Below are 23,273 nucleotides of genomic sequence, written 5' to 3' on the forward strand. Positions count from 1 at the left end.
GTGGCGCATGGTATGATTGAAAGAAGAGAAATACAGATACGACAGTAAACAAACATATTCGGTATGAGTTTTTTTCGGAAGAAGGTATTCAATCTCTTTCCCCAGCCGTTCGGTCTGGATTTGTCCGATCTTTCCGTCAAGGCTATTTGGCTGGAGCGTGAGGGGGATGAAGAAATCGTCTCGAGCTTCGGTTCGGTCCCGATTGCTCTCGGGAGTATCGTCGACGGTGATATCGTCAAAGAGGAAGTCGTGGCGCAGGCGATCCGGGAGCTCTTGGACAAGACGCAGCCTAAGCCGGTGAAGACGAGGAAAGTCATCTGCTCGCTCCCTGAAACGAAGGCGTTCCTCCGGGTGGTTTCCCTCCCGACGATGGAACCGGAAGAAGTGAAGGAAGCGATCAAATGGGAAATCGAAGCGAATATCCCGCTCACACTGGATCAGGTGTACTACGACTATCAAGTTCTCGATCGCAAACTGTCGAAGGAGAAGAACAAGATGAGTGTCCTCGTCGTCGCGGTGGCCCGCTCCATGGTCGATCAGATCCATGGCCTGCTTGAAAAAGCCGGGCTCGAGGTCGTCGGGCTTGAGACCGAGTCGATCGCTCAGGCGCGCAGTCTCCTCGTCGACCGTGATGAGGACAAGACTCGGCTCATCGTGGATATCGGCGACCGGCGTACGAGCTTCCTCGTTGCCATTGGCCACACGCCGTGTTTCACATCGAGTATCCCGCTCTCGTCTCAGATGATCACAGACGCGATTTCAAAAGAGATGCGCATCCCGTTCGAAGAAGCCGAGGCGATGAAGATCAAATACGGTCTCGGATCACTCGCGATGAAGAGTCCGCTCTTCAAAGCGGCCCAGCCGATACTCGAAAACCTCGCGGTGGAGATTGAACGTTCGATGAATTTCTATCTCACGAATCTCGGTTATTCGGCCGCCATCGATAACGTCGTGCTTTGCGGCGGCGGCTCGAACATGCGTGGTCTCTTGCCCTACCTCACCAAGCGTCTGAATCTCACCGTGGAGTTTGGCAACCCATGGCTCAATATCAAACTCGGTCGGACACTGCCGCCCATCGATCGAGGTCGCTCCGTTCAGTACTCGACCGCTATCGGCCTCGCGCTCCGGGGCTTGGATGAATATGAAGATCTTACTTAACCTCTTGCCTGAAACAAAGAAGGACGAGCTCGTGCGGAAATTCCGTTACCGGTTTTTCCTGTGGCAGACGACGCTCGTACTCCTCCTCGAGCTGTACTATATCGTCATCCTCGGCGGGATCTATACGATCCTGAATTATCAGGTGAAGGTCGGTCAGGACACGCTGGCGGCTTTCGAACAGTATAACGAGGAAGCGAAGCAGCTCGTTAATTATCAGGAAGAGTTCAAACGAGTCAATGCGGAGACAGAGAATGTCGCCCGGTATCAGCGGTCACACCTGCATTGGAGTACGCTCTTCGCATCGCTTCAGCGGCTCGCCCCCGAAGGCGTCGTCATCATCGAACTCATGACCAAGGACTATACAGTCTCGATCGCCGGTCAAGCTGGTACGCGCGATCAGTTCCTGCAGTTCGAGGCGGCGCTGAAGGAAGATGAATGCGTGAGTGATGTGCGGGTTCCTATTTCGAATCTCTTTTCGCAGAAGGAGATCGACTTCCAAATCGACTTCAAGCTCCGGCGAGAGTGCCTGATCCAATCCTGATACCTATGTCGAATCCAATGTGGGACAAACTGAAGCCGACGGTGATGCAGCTCACCCTCTTTGTGACGATCGGGTTGATCGCCTGGTTCGGTGTTCGTGCGCTCCTTTCCACAATTCAGACGAAGATGGATGATATTCAAAAGCATGCGGTGACGCGCGAGCATCGGGAGAAGCAGCTGGATCGTCTGCCAGAGCTCGAAGCGCAGCACGGGCTCATCACCGAGCACGTCGGAGACCTCGGGATTGTCCTGACCAAGGATCGACTCGTTGAGTTTATCGAGGTGCTGGAGCGATTGGCCGAGGATGAAGCGGTCGCAATCGAAATCGAATCCCGCGACAATGCGTTCCTCGAAAGCAAGATCACGGCGACGGAAAAGAAATCAGGCACGCCGAAAGTGGCGACTCCAGGCGCTGGAAAAGACGATGCTGTCGACGAGCCAGTCAAGGCAGGGAATCCGGTGAACAAAGAAACTGGAATTATCACCGACCTCCCCCTCAAGAAATACCTGAAGCTGACAATCATAGTCACTGGTAAATACGGCGATATCGTCCGTTACTTGCATCGCCTTGAGTCACTGCCCTATGCGCTCGATGTCATCGGGCTGAATATCAAGGCCAAGTCAAAGGATGACATCGGCCTCGTTCCAGAGTCCGGTACTCTCGATCCTTTCGGTGCAACCCCAATTGAAACCGTGAAGAGACCAGAGACAGATACACTCAATGCGGTGTTCGAGACGGTCGTCTATATGAATGATTAATGTGCGTTATGAAGTTTTCACTCAAACACCTCTCATTGGGATCGGTTCGGAAACGCGGGCTGTATTTCTGGATCCGGCATTACAAGACGTTGTTCTCGTTTTGCTTCCTCCTCATCTCGGGCTTTGTCGCCTATCAGTGGCACAGAGACCTCTATCGCTATCAGTGGACCGACGGGGAGCGTAAGGCGTATCTGGAACAGACCGCGAAAGAAACCGCCTTTCAAGAAAAGAAATTCCTCGAAGTCTTGGAATGGCTGGATCAGGATCGGACGGCCCATGCGATGAAGCTTGAGACCGGGAGAAACCTCTTCGATGGAGCGAGGGCGAAGAAACCATAACCTTGACGCTCGCGTGCTGCTAGGGTAAAATATGCGGACGCTCACCTATGGAAACGCGTACCGCAACCCTCACTCGACTCTTCGCCGGCCAACCGGCATTTCGTCTGCGCCAGGCAGAGGCGGCTTTGTTTCGCTCGGATTGGCATGCCTGGGAAGACGTGACCGTACTCTCCAAAGAATGGCGGCAGAAGTTAGCGGATCAGATCACCTGGTGTTCACTCTCCCAGATCGCAGTTCTCGAAAGTGTGAAGCACGACACGTTCAAGGCAATCCTCAAGACAGCGGATGACAAACGAATTGAGACGGTCCTCATGCAGAATGCGCGCGGTTTCTGGACGATCTGTGTTTCGTCCCAAGTCGGCTGTGCGATGGCCTGCACGTTTTGCGCGACCGGCAAGATGGGCTTCACGCGCAGCCTCATCGCTGACGAAATCATCGACCAGTATCGCTATTGGATGTATTTCCTCGCTGGCCGGCATGATCTCGAGCCGCGGATTTCCAACGTCGTCTACATGGGGATGGGGGAGCCCTTGGCGAATTATGAGAACGTGAAGGCATCGCTCCAGGCCTTCCTCGCACACACCGACATGGGTCCGACACGTCTCACTGTCTCAACCGTCGGACTCGTCCCCATGTTGCGCAAGCTCCTCACTGATGTCACCTGGCCGCCAGTCCGTCTCGCGGTGTCGCTCCATAGCGCTGATGCCAAGACGCGTACGGCCATCATGCCTTCGTCCTATCCGAAATTCCTTGACGATCTGGCAGAGTGGACAAAAGAATATTTCTTGAAGTTTGAAAGCCGGCGTCGGCATCTGACCTTTGAATATGTAATGCTCGCGGGGGTGAATGACACGTCTGCCCATGCCGATAAGCTTATCGCCTTCGCCCGAAAAGTCGGCAAAGTTAAGATCAATCTGATTCCTTACAATGACACCAAGAGTCGGTATTCGACGAGTGAGAGTTCAGCACTCCTCGATTTCGAGCAGCGACTCAATCAAGCCAAGCTCGATGTCACGCGCCGCCGCACCATGGGCGCCGACATCGCTGCCGCCTGCGGTCAGCTCATCGTCGAGAAATCAACTCAGAAATAGCCCCATGCTCCTCCGCTCAAAATTTCTCCTCATTTTATCCGCTTTCCTAGGATCAGCTACGTGTCTGTGGCTTTTGGCCGAGCGGGTGCCGGTGAATCCGGATACCCCGACCATCTTCTGGACCATCCAGCCGTCGACAACCCCGGAGGAAACGCCAAAGCGCGTCGCTGCGACCGTGCTCTTTGGCGGGGATATGCAGTTCGACCGCTGGATTCGCACGGTGTCCCAAAAGAAGGGGGCGGATTTCATCCTGGCTCCGATGCGGCCGTCACTCGCGAATGCTGATATTGTCGTTGCGAACCTCGAGGGGCCAATAACCGACCAGCCATCGGTGAGTGAGACGAGTACCGAAGGGGCACACGACAACTATGTCTTCACCTTCTCACCCGAGACAGCAGCGCTCCTGAAACGCGAGAATATCGCGCTCGTGAATATTGGGAATAATCATATCTTGAATTTCCAAGAAGACGGTGTCCAGCAAACGAAAGTCTGGCTCAATCAGTCTGGTGTTGCCCAGTTCGGCTCGCCCCTCGCTGGTGACACCCGGTACAGTATCCGCGATATCCGTGGCACGCGGATCGCTTTCGTGAATTACAATCAGTTCGTCTCAAACGGTCGCGCGAAAGCATTCGAAGATATCACGGCAGTCAAGGAGCGCAGTGATTTCATAGTCATCTATGCTCACTGGGGCGAGGAATACGTCGAGGCTCTGCCCGCTGTAAAACAGCTCGCTCATGAATTCGTCGATGTCGGCGCGGATCTCGTCATCGGGTCGCATCCGCATGTGGTCCAGGAACGCGAAGACTATCAGGGGAAACCGATTTATTATTCGCTCGGTAATTTCATCTTTGACCAGTATTTCCGTCCCGAAACCCAGTCCGGCCTCCTCGTCCGCGCGACATTTGATTCGGCCAATCATCGCATCACCACCGAAAACATCCCGATTCATCTCCGGTCAAACGGTCAAACCGAACGGGCACCATGATAAGGGTGACTGGCTTGAGGTGAGTATCTTGTCAATCGAGCACGCTATTTCGATACGTACCCCTTACCCTGGACAGAACGCCTAAAAAGGTGTACGCTTTGGTGTTCTTTAAAATTGGCCCGGTTGCCAGAGCCCCGTGGATTTTTTGTTCACACCGTTACGGAAGAGGTGAATTTTACGGGGCTCTGGCAAACTCGAATTGGTCGAGAGCTGTCTACAAGGAGGCAATTATATGTCACAAGATAAGGATTGGTATCAGAGGTTTTTGGACGCGGTAAGTCATAATCTTCCACCGGCGGAAGTCATCGGTGAAGAGATTGCTCTGGGTTGGCTGAATAATCAATCTGCACTGAGGCAGTTTCTAGCAGGGCTCTGCCCGTCAGACAAAGACATCAAAGAGCTGAGTCAGTGCAATCCCGGACTCGTCGGAACCGAGCTTCCAAAATCGGTTCGCTCGGTAACCATCCCGGCGAGGGATGAACCAATCAATCTGGCGGAGTTCTACCAGGATGGCCCGGATCTTGCAGTTGACGGCGTTCTTACAGATCGTCTCAGTAAGAGCGCTAGGCAGGTGGTAAGTTCGGCCCCGGAGCGCTCCTATGTTGCGGTCTCCCTCAAAGAGATTGGGTCTACGGATATTCCGAAGTATTATCCTCAACTGTCAACGTGGGAAGATCTCGCAGCCTTGATCGTCGCACAGCTAGGTGGCCAGCCGGGCTTCTTGTTGAACAACGGGGCCTCAAACCTCGCCTTCGTCAAGGAGGATAGTGCTGTCACCATTGTGGATATCATCCGGATAGGTTGCGACAACCTGTGGTGGGTCTGCGACGTCGACCCAGGTGACCTGGGTGATGATAGCGTCTTGGATGCTGACAGCCAGGTGCTCTTGGTATGCAGCCCAGCGTCCTAACTGCTTGTCTCTCAGAGTCCATCGGATGAAGACCCTCGGACACATTCGTCACTTTGACCCTTGGAAACTACCACGTAGTGACCAAGGGTTTTTGTTTTGATTCTTTCCTGCTTTCCCGTTACAATCGGGAGACGTATGCCCCAGCGTTACTTCATTCAAACCTTCGGCTGCCAGCAGAACACGGCAGACTCGGAGCGGATCGCGAGCCTGTACGAGGCGCGCGGTTTCGCGCCGGCTGAGACGCTGGAACAGGCGGATACGCTCATCGTGAACACCTGTATCGTCCGCGACCGGGCCGAGGAAAAGGTATATGGTCTGGTCCAAAATCTTCGGGAAAAAGCAAAGCGCGGGCCCGAGAGCCTGCATATCGTCGTGACCGGTTGCCTCGTCGGGGCGGCGGCGCGTGAACCGTCGGGCAAGCTCATGCGGCGGATGAAGGCTCGCTTGCCGGATGAAGAATTCCTCCCGATGGAGGATGTCGGATTCGAACATGCACCGAAGCGCGGCAGCGGAAAACTGGCCTCAGTGGTGATCTCAAATGGCTGCAACAACTACTGCGCGTTTTGTATCGTCCCGTTTTCCCGGGGCAAGGAACGCTCGCGGCCCTTTGGCGAGATCCTTTATGAGGTGAACGAGTCCGTGAAACAGGGGAAGACGGAAGTCATGCTCCTCGGTCAGAATGTGAATTCGTATGGGGCCGACTTCCTCGCGGAAAACATCAAGGCTGGCTCGGAGTACGCGCTCCCTGGAGGAAAGACCGTGAGACCAGTGATGGTGAAGCACCTGGGTCGGCACCGGATCCCGACGCTCTTCCCTCATCTCCTCGAGGCAGTGGCTGAGATCCCGGGCGTCGAAAAAGTCATGTTTCTCTCGGCCAATCCCTGGGACTTCTCGGACGAGCTGATCGACACGATCGCGCGGCATCCGAACATCGACCGGCTGCTTCATCTCCCGATCCAGGCGGGGAGCGACAAAATTATCAAGGCGATGAATCGTTGGTACACGCGCGACGAGTACCTGGCACTCGTCGATCGGATCCGAGCCAAGGTGCCTGATGTTCAATTCACGACCGACATCATCGTTGGCTTTCCCGGCGAAACACGTGAGGATTTTGAGCAGACGCTTGACATTGCTCGGCGGGTGAAATATGCCAAGGCGTATATCGCCTGGTATTCGCCACGACATGGCACGACCGCGCTCAAGATGGTGGATGATGTCGATATCCATGAGAAGAAGCGGCGCTACACTGAGCTCGACCACCTCGTCCTCCGGCTCGCCGGCCGCGAACACTTGATCGGTAAGGTGCCGGCGCGTCCGATGGAAAGCTCGGAATAGCCGCTTTTGAAGCTTCTCGGGAAATGCTAGGATAGGGGAAACGATACTTATGCAAGAACGCTATATACTCATTTCCTGGAACGTGAACGGGCTCCGCTCCGCGGGCAAGAAGGATTTCGTCGCCTGGATGCAGCAAGGCAAATACCCGATTGTTGCTGTTCAGGAAACGAAAATCAGTGATCCCGATCAATTGACTGAGGAGCTTCGCAACCCGGATGGTTATACGAGCTACTTCAATTGCTCGACGGAAAAGAAGGGGTACAGTGGTGTCGGCATCTATGTGAAGAAGCAGCCATTTGCGGTGAAGACTTATTTCGGAGACAATCTCCTCTCACGCGAGGGGCGTGTCATCGAGATGGAGTTCCGGCACTTCACACTCCTCAACGTCTATTTTCCCAACGGTGGTTCGGGTGAACTCCGGCTCCAGTACAAGATGCAGTTTTACGACGAATTCCTCCATTATCTCACTCATCTCCGGAAGCAGGGGAAGCGGATCGTCGTCTGTGGTGATGTGAACACGGCACACCGGGAAATCGATTTGGCGCGCCCCAAGGAAAACGCCAATACGTCTGGTTTCCTCGAGACGGAACGGGTCTGGATCGACCAGCTGACGGCGGCTGGGTTCATCGACGCCTATCGTCACCTCCATCCACAGGAAGTCGCCTACACGTGGTGGGATATGAAAACGCGCGCGCGTGAACGCAATGTCGGCTGGCGTATCGATTACTTTTTCGTCGACCAAAGTCTGGAGAATAATATGAAAGAGGCGCTCATCTTGTCAGACGTGCCGGGATCGGATCATTGCCCGGTGGGACTTTCGCTCGTCTTTTCCGACACCGAAAACTAGAGCAAGTATGGAGACTGATGTGCCCGGCCAGCCGCCCCTCGCCGAGCGAATGCGGCCGAAACAACTCGCTGATTTCATTGGCCAGGAAAAGATCCTGGGCGAGGGATCATTCCTCCGGCATGCGATCACTGAAGACCGGGTCCCATCACTGCTCTTTTGGGGGCCGCCGGGGAGTGGTAAGACAACCTTGGCGCGACTGATCGCGCTTGAAACGAAATCACACTTCATCTCACTTTCCGCGGTCGAGAGTGGTAAAAAGGACCTTCAGAGAATCGTCGAAGGAGCGAAGGCAACGGGTCGACTCGGGGCGCGGACCATCCTCTTCATCGATGAGATCCACCGTTGGAACAAATCCCAACAGGATGCGCTCCTCCCACATGTCGAGAATGGGACGCTGACTCTCATCGGCGCGACAACCGAAAATCCGAGTTTCGAAATAAATGCCGCTTTGCTTTCCCGGGCCCGTGTCCTGGTCTTGGAACAACACACGCCAGAGCATATCGAGTTACTCCTCAAAGCAGCACTGGAGAAAGACGAGTTGCTCAAAGCGAAGGGGCTCGTGGTGGATACGGCAGCGCTGCATTTCATCGCCGGTGTGTCGGGCGGTGATGCTCGGGCAGCTTACAATATCCTCGAAGCCTGCGCGAGCCTCGGGCAGCGGGTCACGTCTGAGTTGGTTGAAGAGGTGGTCGAGCGTTCGCATATCCTGTACGACCAGAATGGCGAGGAGCATTACAATATCATCTCAGCACTCCACAAATCGATGCGTGGGGGCGATGCGGATGCAGCGCTCTATTGGCTCGGCCGGATGCTCGAAGCGGGCGAAGATCCACTCTACATCGCGCGGCGTCTCGTCCGTTTTGCTTCCGAGGACGTCGGGATGGGGAATTCGTTTGCATTGCCTCAGGCAGTCGCCGCGTATCAGGCCTGTCAATATATCGGGATGCCGGAGTGCAGCGTGAATCTCGCTCAGGCGGTGGTGTATCTCGCGCAGTCCAAGAAATCCAATGCCCTCTACATAGCCTACGCGAAAGTGAAGGCTGATATCGCCGAGTTCCCCAATGAGCCGGTGCCGCTTCATCTGCGGAATGCACCAACGAAGCTCATGAAATCACTCGACTATGGTAAAGACTACAAGTACACACCGGACTTTGCGGACCCCGAGGCAGCGAAGCAGGACTATCTGCCCGAAAAGCTCCGGGGCAAGCGGTATTTGTAATCGGCTACCATCCGCGTGTTACACTGGAGGACATAATTGTGTTTATTGAGGCATATGCTGGAAGAGCCATTGATTGGGAAAATGATCGGAAAGAAAGCGCCGCAGTTCTCCTTGCCTGACCAAGCAGGGAAGATGCGGTCGCTGAAAGAATTCCTCGGGCGCTTTGTAGTCCTGTATTTCTATCCGAAAGACGATACACCGGGTTGCACGATTGAGGCGTGTAGCTTCCGGGACAACTTTACCGCCTTGAAAAAATCCCGAGCGGTCGTACTCGGTGTCTCTATCGATCCAGTGAAGAAGCATGCAAAGTTTGCCGAGAAATATTCTTTGCCGTTTACGCTGCTCTCGGATGAAGCGAAGCAAGTCGTTGAGCGTTACGGTGTCTGGGGGAAGAAGAAATTCATGGGTCGCGAATATATGGGCACGCATCGCGTTTCGTTCCTCATCGATCCCAAAGGCAAGATCGCAAAGATCTATGATCCCGTGAAGCCCGCCGGTCATGCTGAAGTCGTGCTGTCCGATATTCAATCCCTGAAAACCTGAATTATGCGTATCCTGACTCAGCGCCAGCCACCCAAGGCAGTCACCAGTGTCGTCTTGAAGCTCGGTAGCGAACGGGTTGATTTCCGGACCGACGCGAGTGGTCATTCATCGATCGAAATCGGTCTGGGAAAGAGAGAGGCCTTGACTAGGCGCCGACTGATAGTGGCGATCCGACAGATCGTTGCTGTAGCCAAGGAGCGACAGCTCGACACGCTCGCGATTGACTTTCTGGCGCTGCGTTCGCTAGCCGGTGAGATATCCGAGGCCGAACTTGCTGAACTCCTCGCGGTGAATCTCTTGTTGGCCGACTATGCCTTCGAACACTACAAGACCAAACCGGACAAGGGATTCCCGCATGTGAAAACGGTGTATCTCATGAACGCTGATACTTCACGTGTCCGAAATGGACTCCGCCGCGGGAGAATCATCGGTGAAGAGACGAATCAGGCGCGGCACATCGCGACGATGCCGGCTGGTGAGATGACGCCTGCCATCTTGGCCAAGCACGCGCGTGGAGCAGTGAAGAAACTTCCAGTCAAGGTCATGGTTTGGAATGATCAAGAAATCGAACGCCGCGGTCTGGCGGGGATTGTTGCGGTCGGTAAGGGTTCGGTCTCGAAACCACGGTTCATCATCCTCGAATATTGTGGTGGGAAAAAAACTGAGAAGCCAACTATCCTCGTGGGCAAAGGTGTGACTTTCGACGCTGGGGGAATCAATCTGAAACCGACGACGGCTATCCTTGGCATGAACATGGATATGTCGGGCGGGGCGAGTGTCATTCACACCCTGGCCGCTTGTGCACGGCTCAAGGTGAAGCAAAACATCGTCGCGCTCATTCCAGCCGTAGAAAATATGATTTCTGGCGAGAGTTATCGGCCGGGCGACATTATTCTGACGCTGTCCGGGAAGACAGTGGAGGTGCAGGACACGGATGCAGAGGGAAGAATTATCCTCGCTGATACCCTCACCTGGGCGGCGAAGTATCACCCCCGGCTCGTGATCGATGTGGCGACGCTGACGGGCTCAGCGATGGTCGCGCTCGGAGAACGGAGTTCCGCCCTCTTTACCGAAGACGAAACACTGGAGACCAAACTCCGCCATATCGGTCTGGCGGTGGGGGATCCGGTCTGGCCCTTGCCGCTTTGGGATGAATACCTCGAAGATATCAAGGGGACCTATGCGGACATCGCCAATGTCGGCAATACGAAATGGGGCGGAGCGATCACGGCAGCTATTTTCTTGAAGCAATTCGTGACCTATCCGTGGGCGCACATCGACATCGCGCCGCGGATGACCACCATCCAGGGCGAATACTTGGCCAAGGGTTCAGTCGGCGCTGCGGTGCAGCTCCTCGTCCGATTTTTGTCGAAATAGCGGTCTCGGTATTACACCACCACGTGACTTGACAAGTACTTGGCAATTCATTTGCTTGTGTGGTATATTTGAAGTGCCAAATCCTTCCACCCCCAACCACCAACATTGTCTTTGACGCCCAATCTTGGTCCTGTGGAAGGACCGGCACCTGCAGGATGAGGTTGCACAACGTTGCACCTCTTCTTTCTTTTTAGAAGGACTGATCAAGAAAAGATAGGATATGCAGCGCCGTACGAGCGGCGTTTTTGGCTATTTATATGGCTATTTGCAGGTTTTTACGAAGTGGCGTAAAATGGGTATTAAGAACAGTGAAGTGGTGAAATGTGGTGAATTTCACGAAAACACTCCGACTGTTCGATTTTGCCACGCTTCGACAAGCTCAGCACTGAAGCTTGCGGGGACAAGCCTTCGCGCATATGTTCATCGGCGAGTACCAACACTCCATCGATCCCAAAAAGCGCCTGGCGCTCCCTTCAAAGTTTCGTGGGGAGCTCGGGACCCGGGTCGTCGTGACACGCGGACTCGACCGTTCACTCTTCGTCTATCCGATGAAGGTGTGGGAGGAACTCGCGGGAAAGCTCGGAAGTTTGCCGGTCGGTGAGACCGGAACACGCAGCTTCATCCGGCTCATGCTCTCGGGCGCGACGGATTGCGAGCTCGATAGTCAGGGTCGCGTTCTCATTCCCGAATACCTCAAGACGGAGGCGGGACTGAAGAAGGAAGTGACCATCGTTGGACTCTATAATCGGCTCGAGATCTGGGACGTGAAAGAGTGGCAGAAATATAAACACCTGGCAGGAAAGAATACCGAAAAGATTGCGAATGAACTCGGCAAGCTCGGTGTCTACTAGTTTCGAAAACGTACCTCAACAATATGGAACAGGGAAATACGGAGCATACGCCGGTCATGCTCGCGCCAGTCCTCGATGTCCTGGCGCTCCGGCCGGGGATGAGAGTGGTGGACGCGACCTTGGGTGGTGGTGGGTATACTCGCGCGCTGCTTGAGGCAGTCGGACCGGACGGGCGAGTGATTGCTCTCGACTGGGATCAGGCAGCCATCGATCGTTTCCGAGCGGGTGCGCTGCAAGACGATGTTTTGAAGGCAGCACTCGACACGGGTCGGCTCGTCCTCAGCCGAACATCGTATGCGACGATCGCTGACACACTCCTCGAAAACGACTGGGGGGGAGCGGATGCGATTGTGGCTGATCTCGGTCTCTCGAGTGATCAACTGGCTGATCCAGCGCGTGGCATCAGTTTCCAAGTTGACGGTCCACTCGACATGCGACTCAACACCGCCGAGACGGTCGAAGCGCGGCATATCCTCAATCAATGGGATGAAGAGGCATTGGCTGATCTCTTTCGAACCTACGGCGATGAGCCAGAGGCAAAACGGATTGCGACAGCTGTCGTGCAGTCTCGGAAGCGTTCACCGCTCACGACGACGACGGAACTGCGAGAGCTCATCTGGGCGAATGTCGTGCCCGCTCGGCGGCGCGGCAAGCTCCATCCCGCCACTCGCGTCTTCCAAGCCCTCCGCATTGCCGTCAACAGTGAACGCGCTCATCTCGAGCGCTTCCTCTCGGCACTCCCGGTTGTGCTCCGACCAGGCGGCCGGGCAGCGATTGTCTCCTTCCACTCTGGTGAAGACACACTCGTGAAACACCTGTTCCAAGCTGAAATTCAATCGGAAAACCCGCGACTCCTCTGGGTGACGAAAAAACCACTCGTCCCTATGGCCACGGAGATCCGGTCCAATCCGCGATCTCGGAGCGCCAAGCTCCGGGTCGTCGAACGAAGAAAACAACAAAAATAAAAAAGACAAGTTTGTATGCGACCCACACCTCTCATCTCTCGCCGCACCCTCAACCATGTGTCGCCCGACCGGGTGAAACGCTATGAAGCACACGCCGGTGCTGCGCATGTGGCGGTCGTGGTGCTTTTGTCACTCTCGCTCGTTTCGGCCGGCTTATACGTCTATGCCGTCAATCGGAGTGCTGTCCAGGGGTACGCGATCCGGACGCTTGAGAAAGAGGTGAAAGAACTGAAGAAAGCGAACGCAGAACTCCGTGTGCGTGAGGCTGAGGCGACATCGCTGACGCGTGTCGAGGCGGGGAGTGCTGACCTCCGGATGGAGAAGGCCGAGAACATTCCCGTTTTGACCACGCATTCCAACGCCGTTGCCATCCGCTGATACACCTCTCTTATGTGCGCTGCCAGGCGAGCTTCCCGTCCGAAAACCGCCAGCTCGGCTCGTCCTGCTTCACACTGGAGACTCTATTTTTTTCGAGGAGCATTGTTCTTGGTGGGGATTGTGATCATCAGTCGGCTCTATGTGCTGCAGGTGGTCGGACGCGAGAAATGGGTCGCGATGGCCGAGGAACAACACCTGATCGCCCAGGCGCTTCGGGCCGAACGCGGCAGTATCGCGCTCCGGGACGGCGATAAGTCGTATCCGGTGGCCGTGAACCGCGAGTACAAATTAGCCTATGTCATCCCGAAGCTGGTCGATGATGTGGCCGGAACGGCCGTCGCCCTCTCAGCGGTCCTGGGTGTGGAGGAAGCGATGGTCCGGGAGCGTCTTTCGGATCGCGCTGATCCCTTTGAAATAATAAAGAAGAAGATTTCTCCGGAGGAAGAAGCAAAACTTCAAGAACTTCACCTCAAGGGCGTAAATTTCCTCCCAGAGATATACCGGTACTACCCGTCCGGTGAGCTCGCGTCCAAAGTGATCGGTTTCGTCGGACCGAGTGATCTCGGAGAAATCGGCATCTATGGAGTCGAAGCGGGGTGGAACAGCGAATTACATGGCAAGGACGGGGTGCTCTCTCAGGAACGCGACGCGGCGGGACGGTGGATCGCCCTGACTGATCGCGAACATGTCGAGCCAGAAGACGGGGAGAGCCTGGTCCTGACTATCGATCGAGTTGTACAATATGAAGTCGAGAAGATCTTGTCTGAGGCACGGGAAAAATTCAACGCGGATACCGCCTCGGCAATCGTACTGGAGCCGAAGACGGGGAAAATATTGGCCATGGCGAGCGTTCCGCAGTTCAATCCGAACGAATACGGCCAGACCGAAGACATCAGCCTCTTCATGAATCCGGTGATTAGCCTGCCCTATGAAGCGGGGTCGGTGATGAAGCCGAGCACGAGGGCCATCGGTATCGAAGAAGGCAAGGTCAGCCCCAAGACGGAGTTCGTCGATACGGGCGTCGTCCAGGAGGCTGGCTACAGTATCCAAAATGCGGAGGGCAAGGTCTATGGTCGGAGCAGCATGACGAGAGTTCTCGAGCAATCCATCAATACGGGGGTCATGTATGTCGAGCGACTCGTCGGACACGCGGGGTTTCGGGATAGCCTCCGACGTTTCGGTTTCGGTGCGAAGACTGGTATCCGGCTGCCGGCTGAAAATTCAGGCAACTTGCGTAATCTCGACAATCTGAAATCGACGATTCAGTTCATGACAGCCTCGTTCGGACAGGGGATCACCGTGACACCTCTGCAACTCGCTATGGCCTATGGTGTCCTCGCCAATGACGGCATCCTGATGAAACCAGAGATTGTTGATCGGACTATCAATCGTGAGGGCCAGGCTCAGGCAATCGAGCCAGAAGAAGTACGCCGAGTTCTCTCCCAAGACACCGCGCGGCAGATGGGGGAAATGCTCCGGAGTGTGGTCGTCAACGGTCATGGCAAACGGGCGGATGTCCCGGGGTACCTCGTCGGTGGCAAGACGGGGACGGCTCAGGTCGCCAAATCGGGATCGAAGGGGTATGACGAAAACATCACCATCGGCTCCTTCGCTGGCTATGCACCGATCAATGATCCGCGCTTCGTCGTCGTCGTGAAGTTTGACAACCCCAAAGATGTGCAGTGGGCGGAATCGAGCGCTGCGCCGACCTTTGGTGCGATCATGCAGTTTCTCCTCTCCTATGCTAAAGTACCGACGACTGAAGTGATAAAGCAATGACCGTTATGACATACAGTACGCGCCTGAAAATGAAACTCGCTGCCGGACTCGGGATGCTCGCCCGGATGGTGCTCCGTGCCCGCAAGCCGATCGTGGTCGGCATCACCGGTTCGGTGGGAAAAAGTTCGGCCAAAGAGGCGATCGCCCTCGTCCTGGCGAAGAACTACACTGTCCGGTATTCCCCGGGCAACTATAATAATGAGTTCGGACTCCCCGCAGCGATCCTTGGTATCCCGAGCCCGGGTCGGTCGCTGGCGCTTTGGATCGGATCCGTCCTCCATACCGTGGCGATCACCTGTCATCTCGAGTCTTATCCGGAGGTACTCGTTCTCGAGATGGGTGTCGATCACCCCGGGGACATGGACTACCTTCTGGGGATTGTCCAGCCGGATATCGCGGTGCTGACCCGGATCGCGGAAAGCCATCTTGCAAATTTTGAGAGTCTCGCCCATATCGCCAAAGAAAAAGGCAAACTCATCGCCGCCCTGCCCGACGAAGGCTTTGCGGTGCTCAATGCCGATGATGAACGGGTCATGCAGCAGAACGAACGGACCCACGGCAAGATCATTTCCTATGGCTTCAATCCGACGGCGACCCTGGTGGCGGATAATATCCGGCTGCTACAAGAAGGCGGCCGGATCGAAGGATTGTCTTTCAAGCTCAATTCAGGTGGGAAGAGTATCCCGGTCCGTCTCCCGTCGGTCATCGCGCGGCACCATCTGTCGGCGGTGCTGTCGGCCGCCGCGGTCGGTATGGCACTCCGGATGAATCTCGTCGATATCGCATCGGCTCTCACCGGATTCAAACCACTGCCGGGGCGAATGAGCCTCCTCTCGGGTGATGGTGACACCAGTATCATTGACGATACCTACAACGCTTCCCGGGTCTCGACAGAGGCCGCACTCGCGACGGTCCGTGAGATCATCGCACCTCGAAAGGTCGTCATCCTTGGCGATATGCTGGAAATCGGGCCGGAGTCGGATGAGGCGCATCGAGCACTCCGGGACGCCGTCATTGCGAGCGGTGCCACGGTCTTTGTCGGTGTTGGACAGCATATGCGTTTTCTTGCGGATGCCCTGCGTGGTACGAACTTCCCCGAAAAGGGCATCTTCCATTTTCCTGATCCCGCTACAGCTGCGGAACGGATCAGTGGACTGGTGCGGCCAAGCGACCTTATCTTGGTGAAGGGGTCTCAAGGGCTCCGGATGGAGTTCGTGACCACACAGCTCCTCGGGGAACGAGACCAGCGCGACCAATCTGCACTGCTCTGCCGTCAGTCAGCCGCTTGGCGGTCGACGCCGTTCACTCCTCCCGAGGAATGGCACTAGCGTCTATCGAGGGGGCGCTCGCCCTGGACAAGGAATTGAATTTTCAGGATGCTTGGCATAAAATAGAAGCGTAACCTTAACTCACTCTAGGACGTGTATGACAGACGAAGCACGAGACAAGGAATTCATCGAGTACGTCGTGAAGATGCTGGTTGATAATCCAGACAGCGTGAAGGTGGATCGAAAAGTCGACGAAATGGGCGTGCTCATCACACTCGATGTCCATGCCGACGACATGGGGATGGTGATCGGGCGTGAGGGCATGACGGCCAAAGCACTCCGGACGCTCCTCCGAGTGATCGGCGCTCGTAATAGTGCGCGGGTCAATCTGAAGATTAATGAACCGGAAGGCGGTCAGCGGCATGAGCGGAAACGCGAAGAACCCGTCGAGGCACCAGTCAGTCCGAACGAGCCGTTTGAGCACGTGGTCCAGCCGACCCCGGCCCCCCGCTCGCTCGAGGACGTGATGAATGACATCAAACTGTAGGAAATAGAAAGGCGCCCGGAGATGAAACTCGGGTGCTTTTTCGTTTCCTGGAGATAGGGTAGGATGAAGGCAAATGATCTGATTATTCTTATGAATGTGACGAAAGCCGATATTGAAGGATTACTTGTTGTTGAACCGGATATTTTTCGCGACGATCGGGGTTATTTCCTCGAATCCTATAATAGTGACCGCTACCGGGAAGCAGGAATCCCGGATGTGTTTGTTCAGGATAACGTGTCGGTTTCGAAAAAAGGTGTAATTCGTGGGCTACACTACCAGACGCCGCCCTTTGCCCAGGGAAAACTGGTTTCGGTGCTCCGCGGCCGCGTCTTGGATGTGGTAGTCGATATCCGGACTGGTTCGCCGACCTTTGGCCGGTACGTCGCGGTGGAACTCTCAGCCGAGAATCATCGTCAGTTCTGGATCCCGGCTGGATTCGCGCATGGCTTCATCGCGCTCGAGGACGATACGATCTTCACCTACAAGGTGACGAACGTCTATGACAAGGAATCCGACCGAGGTGTGCGTTGGAACGATCCAGCGCTCGGTATCGCGTGGCCAACTGAAGTTCCACCGATCGTTTCAGAGAAAGACACAAAACTCCCACTCCTCAAAGACATCGCACAGGAGTTCGTATGGGAAAGCTAAGAAGCTAACGAAGCTGCAAGCTATGAAGCTATTAGTCACTGGCGGGGCGGGATTTATCGGCTCCAACTTCATTCACCATATCCTCGATACCTATCCTGGGGACAGTGTCGTCAATCTCGACCTGCTCACATATGCGGGCAACCTGGAAAACGTCGCGAAGTATACTGATGACCCGCGACACAGTTTCGTGAAAGGTGATATCGCGGATGCTTCACTTGTCGATCCGCTCGTGGCGGAGTGCGATGCAATTGTCCACTTCGCCGCTGAGAGTCATGTCGATCGCTCTATCCTCGGGCCTGAGGCGTTCGTCCAGACCAATGTGATGGGTACGTTCACGCTCCTTGAAGCCGCTCGGAAATACGGGAAACGCTTCCATCATGTCTCGACCGATGAGGTGTTCGGCGCGCTTGCTCCGACGGATCCCGCCTTTGACGAATCTACACCATACGATCCGAGGAGTCCCTATAGCGCAAGCAAGGCGGGGAGTGATCATCTCGTTCGGTCGTACTTCCATACGTTTGGGTTGCCGATCACCATCTCCAACTGTTCGAACAATTATGGGCCGTATCACTTCCCCGAAAAACTCATCCCGCTTGCGATCACGAACCTGCTCGAAGGGAAATCCGTGCCGGTGTATGGCGACGGCGGCCAAGTGCGCGACTGGCTCTACGTGGAGGATCACTGCCGGGCGATCGATCTCGTGCTCCGGCGGGGGAAGATCGGCGAGACATACTGTGTGGGAGGAAACGGTGAAAAGGAAAATCTCTGGATCGTGAAAAAACTGCTGGCACTTCTCGGCAAAGACGAGAGTCTGATCGAGTATGTGAAAGATCGTCCGGGTCATGATCGCCGCTACGCAATCAATTTCAACAAAATCAATAACGAGCTTGGTTGGGAGCCGACAGTGACCCTCGAAGTTGGTCTCGCTAAAACCGTCGCCTGGTTCCAGGAGAACGAAGTCTGGTGGCAGAACGTAAAATCTGGCGAGTATCAGAAATATTATTCTGAGCAATACGAAAAACGATAATTGATGTTTATTCCCACCTATGACCCTCGAAGATTTTCAAAAATTCATCGATGAACAGGACGAATTACTCCGAGTGATGAAGGGTGCGGATTACAGTGAGCGCGAGCGAGTTTTCGCTCGGACGATCAAGCTCGGCGAGGAGTATGGCGAGTTGTGCGATGCTGTGCTAGCTTCAGTCGGCGATCAGCGGAAGGGCAAGCTCGCGGAGGGGAAAGCGAGCAACCTCGAAGGGGAATTTGCGGATGTGCTGATCGTTACGTTTCTGTTAGCCAAAGTCATGAATGTCGACGTCATGCCGGCGCTCGACCACAAAGTACAAAAGATCCGTGAGAAACACAACAAAGAACTATGAACATCACGAAATTCGGGCATTGTTGCTTGCTTGTCGAAGTGAAGGGTATGCGGATACTGACCGATCCGGGGAGGTACAACGTGACGCCGGAGGTAGAGGGAGTGGATGTGATTCTCATTACGCACGAGCACAGGGACCACTGTCATGTCGAGAGTCTTCAGGCGATCCTCGCCAAGAATCCAAACGCGCAAGTCATCTCGCATGTGGGTGTTGGAAAGATCCTGGATGGGGCAGGCATTGCTTATTCGCTTATCGCTCCTGGCGAAGAACGGGTGATCAAGGGTGTTTCGATCGAGAGCCTCGGTACCGAACATGCTTGCATCCATCACGATTTGCCGCCGGTGCAGAACACGGGATTTTTGATCGATAAGACACTCTTCTATCCGGGGGATTCATTCCATAACCCCGGACGGGATATCGCACTTTTGGCCTTACCTGTTTCTGCACCGTGGATGAGGATCGAAGAAGCGATCGAATATGCCAAGGCGATCAAGCCGAAAGCGGTCTTTCCGGTACACGACGGCATGCTGCGGCAGGGTATAGAGCTTGGTCCGACGCGCCGCGTCCCGATCATGTTTCTCAAGCCGCTCGGGATCAAATATGTCGATATGACCGAAGGCTCAGTGCAGGATTTCACTCCTTTCCTGTGAGTAAGTAATTGTCCAATATCTTACCCAAGCTCATTCTTTTGTCTTTATCTGCTATACATCTTTTTACGACCGTTATGAGATGTGTAGGAGCGCAGGGATGTGAAACATATGGGAAAGGACTACAAAATTATTTTCTTCGATTGGTATAAAACGCTGAGTCATTGTGACTTCTGGGTTCAGCTGAAAGATCCTGTCCATGACAGGCATCATTGGCATGAAAACATAGTGCATTTCTTGTTTGTTGAGAATAAGGAACTGATTCAACAGTGGATGAGAGGACGGGTAGATGAAGGGGACATGCTCCGGCTCGTTTCAGAAAAATTCAGCTATCCAGTAGAATCGCTGCGGGAAGATTTGGCCGAAAGCTGCCGTACCATGACACTTCTCTCGGAAGCAATACTCCCACTGGTAAAGGGGCTTCGAGAAAAAGGCGTCAGGTGTGTTATCGCCACGGACAATATGGATGTTTTCGGAAAATACGTGGTTCCTGCATTGAAGCTCGACGAACACTTTGACGACGTTCTCGTTTCTTTTGATCAGAAGGCATTGAAATTCGATGTCTCACAAGATGGGGGCTCGATTCCTTTTTTTCACGAATACCTTGAGAAAAACAGACTTACCTACAGGGATGCCCTTCTCCTTGATGATCGGGCAGACGAAAGCGGAACGTATGAAAAATTAGGCTTTGATACTTTCCAAGCGGAAGATACTGAAGGTCTCGTAAACAAGTTGAAGGAGTTGGTGGCGGAAAAACAGATAAGAACAACATGAAAAAAGAACCGAAGTTCAGACCGAAGCCGGGGCAGGTGGATTTTACTGGCATACGATACTGTCCAGTGATTAACTGCGTGGTGAAATACGGCCGTAAGATTTTGGTCGTACAGCGAAGCAGCGGCATGCGGCTGTATCCGGGATACTGGAACGGTGTCTCCGGGTTCTTGGATGACCAGAGGAGTCTGGAGGAAAAAGTGCGAGACGAACTCGGAGAGGAACTGGGAATACGGAAAAAGAATATCCTGGCGATTCGTTTGGGGCAGATCTTTCATCAGGAGGCACCCAAGTATCAGAAGACATGGATCGTGCACCCGGTCCTGGTGACTGTCGATACCGATGTGGTGACGCTCGATTGGGAAGCACAGAACTATCGATGGCTGATGCTCAAAGACGTGAAGCAGCTCAAGCTTCTGCCGGGATTTGATAGAGTGCTTGGTTCATTTTTCAACAAGTAATGTCTATGAGTATATACGTACGTCTTGATAGGTGTGGTTTCGGGGTTGGTGCAAATAGCTTCGGCCGTACCCTATATTCGCAGTATCTTGCGACGTGAAACGAAACCGAATATCGTCTCTCAGGCTCTCTGGACAGTGATTCAGACCATCGCGATCATTGCTCAGCTGCAATCCGGTTGGTCTTGGTCAGTCGTTATCCTCGTGGCGACCACCATCAATACGCTCACTTTTACGATTCTTTGCCTCAAGGGATATGGGTACAAGGGATATGGTTGGATAGATGGGGTATGTTTGTTCGGGGCGATCGGGGCATTGCTCGCGTGGAGAGTGACGGGCGAACCAGTGACCGCTCTCGTTATAGCGGTGTGCGTCAATATTTTCGCTTCCCTTCCGACCATCGTGAAAGTGTTCAGGTATCCTGAAACGGAAAATGCGACAGCCTGGCTCATGATGAGTGTGGCCAGCATCCTGAGTATTTTCTCCGTGACTAGTGTCAGTGTAGCGAATCTGGTTTTTCCGGTAGAGTTCTTTATCGAGAGCACCCTTATAGGCGGTCTCGCTCTGCTGGGGAGAAAAAAATTATTACAGCAAGGATAATCCTTTCTCAAGGAAAACGATGGAAACAAGGGATGTTCTTTCCTGAGGAGGGTGGTTTGCTATACTAAACATATTCTATGGCAGCTATGATTGAACCAGTCTCTCCCTCTTCAGAAAAGAAAAAAGTACTCATCCTCGGAGCCAAGGGGATCCTCGGACAGGCGCTCGTCCAGGAGTTCCGTTTCTCGGGCTATCCGCTCACGGCCTGGGATATTGATGAGATTGATCTCACCGCGGAGGCGGCCTCTCTCGCGAAGATCGCTGAGTTTTCTCCGAATATCATCATCAACGCGGCGGCGTACAATGCGGTGGATGCCTGTGAGGAGCATGACGAGGAGTATCGGAAAGCACTGACGCTGAACCGCGACGTCCCGGGATATCTGGCTCGCTATGCTGCGGAACATGGAGTAGTCTTCGTTCACTATTCGACGGACTATGTCTTTGATGGGACAGTCGAAGCTGGATACTCCGAGGACGCGATACCGAATCCGATCTCGCGGTATGGTACTTCGAAGTATGAAGGGGAGAAGGCAGTCCTCGCGGCGGGCGGTATAGCCTACCTCATCCGTCTCTCCAAACTCTTTGGCGAACCAGCACATTCCGCGACCGCAAAGCGAAGCTTTTTCGAGGTGATGCTCGCCAAGGGCAAGACTGAACCGCGAGTAGAAGTCGTGGATGATGAGACGAGTTGTTTCACCTATGCGCCGGACCTGGCGCTCGCGACCCGAGAGCTCATCGAGGACGCGCCCGGCCCGGGCATCTATCACTTGCCAAACGAAGGCGGCGTGACCTGGTTCCAGGCAGCCTTAGAACTCTTTCGGCGAGCAGGGCTAGAGGTTGAAGTCAGTCCGGTGACAAGTGCTGGGTATGTACGACCAGCTCGCCGGCCCCACGCATCGGTGCTCATCAATACGAAACGGCCGAAACAACGTCTATACACCGAGGCTCTGTCTGAGTTCCTCGAGACCATACTCTCGCCTCTTTGAAGTAATAGGAAAAATTTTTCGGAAAAAGAAAACCGCCCCGATACGTTCGCGATTGTTGCGCGAAGTATCCCTGAGGGCGGTAATGCAGTCGGCAGTCAATTGACTGGCAGCTGAAAGAAGTCGATGCCGTACGTGTAGATTCGCCCGATGGCCTCAAATGTAGCCGGAGGTCTCAGGACGCGTACCTCACAGTGCGAAAGAGCGCTGTAGCCGAGCCATCCGTGCCTAGGCTCGATAGCATGTTGCCGGATCACAGACCCGGTTATCTGGTCATTGGCGTTCTGGTCGATGATGATGGCATGCACAACTCTCGGAAGCCTTGGAACGCCACTACCCTCACCTTCAATGATGCAAATGATGAGATCATTCGGCTGCGCGGTTCTGAGTACTTCCAAGTTCTGCGCCTGGTAGGTCGGTGTTGATACCACGCCGCTCTGCTGCCACATCTCAATACCTTTGCTAATACCTTTGCTGATGGCAAGTACTGCGATTGTCATCGCGGCAACGACACTCGCCATGATTAAGACCATCATGAACGGATCTTTGTCACTAAAGCGTTTGGTCATGTTCAGAACTCCTCATTGGATGCCGGATCAATCCCTCCGGTATGGGTATTCAGTTGTTTAGGTACGATTTCTGGATTTCCAGGCTATCTGCTGTTTCAACCGGTACCACCAAAGCTTTGCCCAGTATCCACAACAGAACGCTATAAACGTACCGAATACCACGAAACCAAATCGGAGGGTTGTGTTTGTCGTCTCTGGCGCGAGCTCACCGATGATGTTCCAGATCAGTATCACCACTAAGAACCAAGTGTGATGCAGCTTGGAAGCACCATGGTATATCGGTCGCACGGTGAGGTGCCCACAGACTCCGGAGAGTACCATGGCAATA

General features: G+C 54.3%; 26 protein-coding genes and 1 pseudogene. 26 read left to right on the top strand and 1 reads right to left on the bottom strand.

Translation table 11 applies throughout. The features are described 5' to 3' along the window. Positions 1–63 precede the first annotated feature (63 nt). The 26 genes and pseudogenes from pilM to rfbD all read left to right on the top strand — a co-directional run bounded on the left by pilM (position 64) and on the right by rfbD (position 22,379). Positions 64–1,158 carry a type IV pilus assembly protein PilM gene (gene pilM, locus IPJ68_01625; GenBank protein QQR78953.1) on the top strand — a complete coding sequence of 365 codons (1,095 nt, stop codon included), beginning with the start codon at positions 64–66 and terminating at the stop codon, positions 1,156–1,158. After that, complete coding sequence (locus IPJ68_01630) at positions 1,142–1,699, top strand: hypothetical protein (protein ID QQR78954.1); 558 nt, start codon at positions 1,142–1,144, stop codon at positions 1,697–1,699. The genes pilM and IPJ68_01630 overlap by 17 nt, the downstream gene beginning before the upstream one ends. 5 nt (positions 1,700–1,704) lie before the next feature. Further along, positions 1,705–2,457 (top strand): hypothetical protein, encoded by a 753-nt coding sequence (locus IPJ68_01635; GenBank protein QQR78955.1) that lies wholly within the window; start codon positions 1,705–1,707, stop codon positions 2,455–2,457. Between the two features lie 8 nt (positions 2,458–2,465). Continuing rightward, entirely contained in the window at positions 2,466–2,795 is a 330-nt protein-coding gene (locus IPJ68_01640; protein ID QQR78956.1) for a hypothetical protein, read from the top strand. A gap of 47 nt (positions 2,796–2,842) precedes the next feature. Further along, positions 2,843–3,886: a 23S rRNA (adenine(2503)-C(2))-methyltransferase RlmN gene (locus IPJ68_01645; protein ID QQR78957.1), complete on the top strand. Its 1,044-nt coding sequence runs from the start codon at positions 2,843–2,845 to the stop codon at positions 3,884–3,886. A 4-nt stretch (positions 3,887–3,890) separates the two neighbouring features. Then, positions 3,891–4,871, top strand: a complete 981-nt coding sequence (locus tag IPJ68_01650; protein QQR78958.1) for a CapA family protein — start codon at positions 3,891–3,893, stop codon at positions 4,869–4,871. Between the two features lie 232 nt (positions 4,872–5,103). Further along, positions 5,104–5,781: a hypothetical protein gene (locus tag IPJ68_01655; protein ID QQR78959.1), complete on the top strand. Its 678-nt coding sequence runs from the start codon at positions 5,104–5,106 to the stop codon at positions 5,779–5,781. A 135-nt stretch (positions 5,782–5,916) separates the two neighbouring features. Next, positions 5,917–7,116: a MiaB/RimO family radical SAM methylthiotransferase gene (locus IPJ68_01660; GenBank protein QQR78960.1), complete on the top strand. Its 1,200-nt coding sequence runs from the start codon at positions 5,917–5,919 to the stop codon at positions 7,114–7,116. Positions 7,117–7,165: 49 nt separating this feature from the next. After that, complete coding sequence (gene xth / locus IPJ68_01665; GenBank protein ID QQR78961.1) at positions 7,166–7,963, top strand: exodeoxyribonuclease III; 798 nt, start codon at positions 7,166–7,168, stop codon at positions 7,961–7,963. A gap of 7 nt (positions 7,964–7,970) precedes the next feature. After that, a pseudogene (locus IPJ68_01670) lies at positions 7,971–9,218 on the top strand (replication-associated recombination protein A). A gap of 45 nt (positions 9,219–9,263) precedes the next feature. Further along, positions 9,264–9,725 (top strand): thioredoxin-dependent thiol peroxidase, encoded by a 462-nt coding sequence (gene bcp, locus IPJ68_01675; GenBank protein QQR79239.1) that lies wholly within the window; start codon positions 9,264–9,266, stop codon positions 9,723–9,725. Between the two features lie 3 nt (positions 9,726–9,728). Continuing rightward, a complete protein-coding gene (locus IPJ68_01680) occupies positions 9,729–11,102 on the top strand; it encodes a leucyl aminopeptidase family protein (GenBank protein ID QQR78962.1) in 1,374 nt (457 codons plus the stop codon). Between the two features lie 416 nt (positions 11,103–11,518). Further along, positions 11,519–11,953, top strand: a complete 435-nt coding sequence (gene mraZ, locus IPJ68_01685; GenBank protein QQR78963.1) for a division/cell wall cluster transcriptional repressor MraZ — start codon at positions 11,519–11,521, stop codon at positions 11,951–11,953. A gap of 23 nt (positions 11,954–11,976) precedes the next feature. After that, positions 11,977–12,918: a 16S rRNA (cytosine(1402)-N(4))-methyltransferase RsmH gene (gene rsmH, locus IPJ68_01690; GenBank protein ID QQR78964.1), complete on the top strand. Its 942-nt coding sequence runs from the start codon at positions 11,977–11,979 to the stop codon at positions 12,916–12,918. Positions 12,919–12,933: 15 nt separating this feature from the next. Continuing rightward, on the top strand, positions 12,934–13,296 hold the full coding sequence (locus tag IPJ68_01695) for a hypothetical protein (protein ID QQR78965.1): 363 nt from the start codon (positions 12,934–12,936) through the stop codon (positions 13,294–13,296). A gap of 120 nt (positions 13,297–13,416) precedes the next feature. Next, complete coding sequence (locus IPJ68_01700; protein QQR78966.1) at positions 13,417–15,075, top strand: penicillin-binding protein 2; 1,659 nt, start codon at positions 13,417–13,419, stop codon at positions 15,073–15,075. Between the two features lie 5 nt (positions 15,076–15,080). Then, positions 15,081–16,403, top strand: a complete 1,323-nt coding sequence (locus tag IPJ68_01705) for a UDP-N-acetylmuramoyl-tripeptide--D-alanyl-D-alanine ligase (GenBank protein QQR78967.1) — start codon at positions 15,081–15,083, stop codon at positions 16,401–16,403. 97 nt (positions 16,404–16,500) lie between these two features. After that, positions 16,501–16,890, top strand: coding sequence for a KH domain-containing protein (locus tag IPJ68_01710; GenBank protein ID QQR78968.1), 390 nt, complete (start codon positions 16,501–16,503; stop codon positions 16,888–16,890). A 90-nt stretch (positions 16,891–16,980) separates the two neighbouring features. Next, positions 16,981–17,538: a dTDP-4-dehydrorhamnose 3,5-epimerase gene (gene rfbC / locus IPJ68_01715; GenBank protein ID QQR78969.1), complete on the top strand. Its 558-nt coding sequence runs from the start codon at positions 16,981–16,983 to the stop codon at positions 17,536–17,538. 22 nt (positions 17,539–17,560) lie between these two features. Further along, a complete protein-coding gene (gene rfbB, locus IPJ68_01720) occupies positions 17,561–18,565 on the top strand; it encodes a dTDP-glucose 4,6-dehydratase (protein QQR78970.1) in 1,005 nt (334 codons plus the stop codon). Positions 18,566–18,584: 19 nt separating this feature from the next. Further along, on the top strand, positions 18,585–18,917 hold the full coding sequence (locus tag IPJ68_01725; protein ID QQR78971.1) for a hypothetical protein: 333 nt from the start codon (positions 18,585–18,587) through the stop codon (positions 18,915–18,917). After that, positions 18,914–19,567 carry an MBL fold metallo-hydrolase gene (locus tag IPJ68_01730; protein ID QQR78972.1) on the top strand — a complete coding sequence of 218 codons (654 nt, stop codon included), beginning with the start codon at positions 18,914–18,916 and terminating at the stop codon, positions 19,565–19,567. The genes IPJ68_01725 and IPJ68_01730 overlap by 4 nt, the downstream gene beginning before the upstream one ends. Positions 19,568–19,675: 108 nt before the next feature. Then, on the top strand, positions 19,676–20,338 hold the full coding sequence (locus IPJ68_01735; protein QQR78973.1) for a hypothetical protein: 663 nt from the start codon (positions 19,676–19,678) through the stop codon (positions 20,336–20,338). Further along, positions 20,335–20,796: an NUDIX domain-containing protein gene (locus IPJ68_01740; protein QQR78974.1), complete on the top strand. Its 462-nt coding sequence runs from the start codon at positions 20,335–20,337 to the stop codon at positions 20,794–20,796. Before IPJ68_01735 ends, IPJ68_01740 begins: the two co-directional genes overlap by 4 nt. An 87-nt stretch (positions 20,797–20,883) precedes the next feature. Then, the gene (locus IPJ68_01745) at positions 20,884–21,393 is read left to right on the top strand and encodes a hypothetical protein (protein ID QQR78975.1); all 510 of its coding nucleotides are present in this window, start codon (positions 20,884–20,886) and stop codon (positions 21,391–21,393) included. A gap of 77 nt (positions 21,394–21,470) precedes the next feature. Beyond that, entirely contained in the window at positions 21,471–22,379 is a 909-nt protein-coding gene (gene rfbD / locus IPJ68_01750; GenBank protein QQR78976.1) for a dTDP-4-dehydrorhamnose reductase, read from the top strand. Between the two features lie 95 nt (positions 22,380–22,474). Here the strand turns inward: rfbD and IPJ68_01755 are convergent, their stop codons facing one another. Further along, positions 22,475–22,912 carry a hypothetical protein gene (locus tag IPJ68_01755; GenBank protein QQR78977.1) on the bottom strand — a complete coding sequence of 146 codons (438 nt, stop codon included), beginning with the start codon at positions 22,910–22,912 and terminating at the stop codon, positions 22,475–22,477. Between the last annotated feature and the right edge of the window lie 361 nt (positions 22,913–23,273).

The organism is Candidatus Moraniibacteriota bacterium (assembly GCA_016699425.1).
Lineage (GTDB): Bacteria > Patescibacteriota > Minisyncoccia > Moranbacterales > UBA1568 > SSEF01.

Coding starts and splice junctions, on each gene's coding strand:
- IPJ68_01735 (QQR78973.1), top strand. CDS start 19,676: ATGGGAAAGGACTACAAAATTATTTTCTTCGATTGGTATAAAACGCTG.
- rfbB (QQR78970.1), top strand. CDS start 17,561: ATGAAGCTATTAGTCACTGGCGGGGCGGGATTTATCGGCTCCAACTTC.
- IPJ68_01740 (QQR78974.1), top strand. CDS start 20,335: ATGAAAAAAGAACCGAAGTTCAGACCGAAGCCGGGGCAGGTGGATTTT.
- xth (QQR78961.1), top strand. CDS start 7,166: ATGCAAGAACGCTATATACTCATTTCCTGGAACGTGAACGGGCTCCGC.
- IPJ68_01655 (QQR78959.1), top strand. CDS start 5,104: ATGTCACAAGATAAGGATTGGTATCAGAGGTTTTTGGACGCGGTAAGT.
- rfbC (QQR78969.1), top strand. CDS start 16,981: ATGAATGTGACGAAAGCCGATATTGAAGGATTACTTGTTGTTGAACCG.
- pilM (QQR78953.1), top strand. CDS start 64: ATGAGTTTTTTTCGGAAGAAGGTATTCAATCTCTTTCCCCAGCCGTTC.
- IPJ68_01640 (QQR78956.1), top strand. CDS start 2,466: ATGAAGTTTTCACTCAAACACCTCTCATTGGGATCGGTTCGGAAACGC.
- IPJ68_01755 (QQR78977.1), bottom strand. CDS start 22,912: ATGATGGTCTTAATCATGGCGAGTGTCGTTGCCGCGATGACAATCGCA.
- IPJ68_01680 (QQR78962.1), top strand. CDS start 9,729: ATGCGTATCCTGACTCAGCGCCAGCCACCCAAGGCAGTCACCAGTGTC.
- mraZ (QQR78963.1), top strand. CDS start 11,519: ATGTTCATCGGCGAGTACCAACACTCCATCGATCCCAAAAAGCGCCTG.
- IPJ68_01650 (QQR78958.1), top strand. CDS start 3,891: ATGCTCCTCCGCTCAAAATTTCTCCTCATTTTATCCGCTTTCCTAGGA.
- bcp (QQR79239.1), top strand. CDS start 9,264: ATGATCGGAAAGAAAGCGCCGCAGTTCTCCTTGCCTGACCAAGCAGGG.
- IPJ68_01705 (QQR78967.1), top strand. CDS start 15,081: ATGACATACAGTACGCGCCTGAAAATGAAACTCGCTGCCGGACTCGGG.
- IPJ68_01730 (QQR78972.1), top strand. CDS start 18,914: ATGAACATCACGAAATTCGGGCATTGTTGCTTGCTTGTCGAAGTGAAG.
- rsmH (QQR78964.1), top strand. CDS start 11,977: ATGGAACAGGGAAATACGGAGCATACGCCGGTCATGCTCGCGCCAGTC.
- IPJ68_01725 (QQR78971.1), top strand. CDS start 18,585: ATGACCCTCGAAGATTTTCAAAAATTCATCGATGAACAGGACGAATTA.
- IPJ68_01645 (QQR78957.1), top strand. CDS start 2,843: ATGGAAACGCGTACCGCAACCCTCACTCGACTCTTCGCCGGCCAACCG.
- IPJ68_01635 (QQR78955.1), top strand. CDS start 1,705: ATGTCGAATCCAATGTGGGACAAACTGAAGCCGACGGTGATGCAGCTC.
- rfbD (QQR78976.1), top strand. CDS start 21,471: ATGGCAGCTATGATTGAACCAGTCTCTCCCTCTTCAGAAAAGAAAAAA.
- IPJ68_01660 (QQR78960.1), top strand. CDS start 5,917: ATGCCCCAGCGTTACTTCATTCAAACCTTCGGCTGCCAGCAGAACACG.
- IPJ68_01710 (QQR78968.1), top strand. CDS start 16,501: ATGACAGACGAAGCACGAGACAAGGAATTCATCGAGTACGTCGTGAAG.
- IPJ68_01630 (QQR78954.1), top strand. CDS start 1,142: ATGAAGATCTTACTTAACCTCTTGCCTGAAACAAAGAAGGACGAGCTC.
- IPJ68_01695 (QQR78965.1), top strand. CDS start 12,934: ATGCGACCCACACCTCTCATCTCTCGCCGCACCCTCAACCATGTGTCG.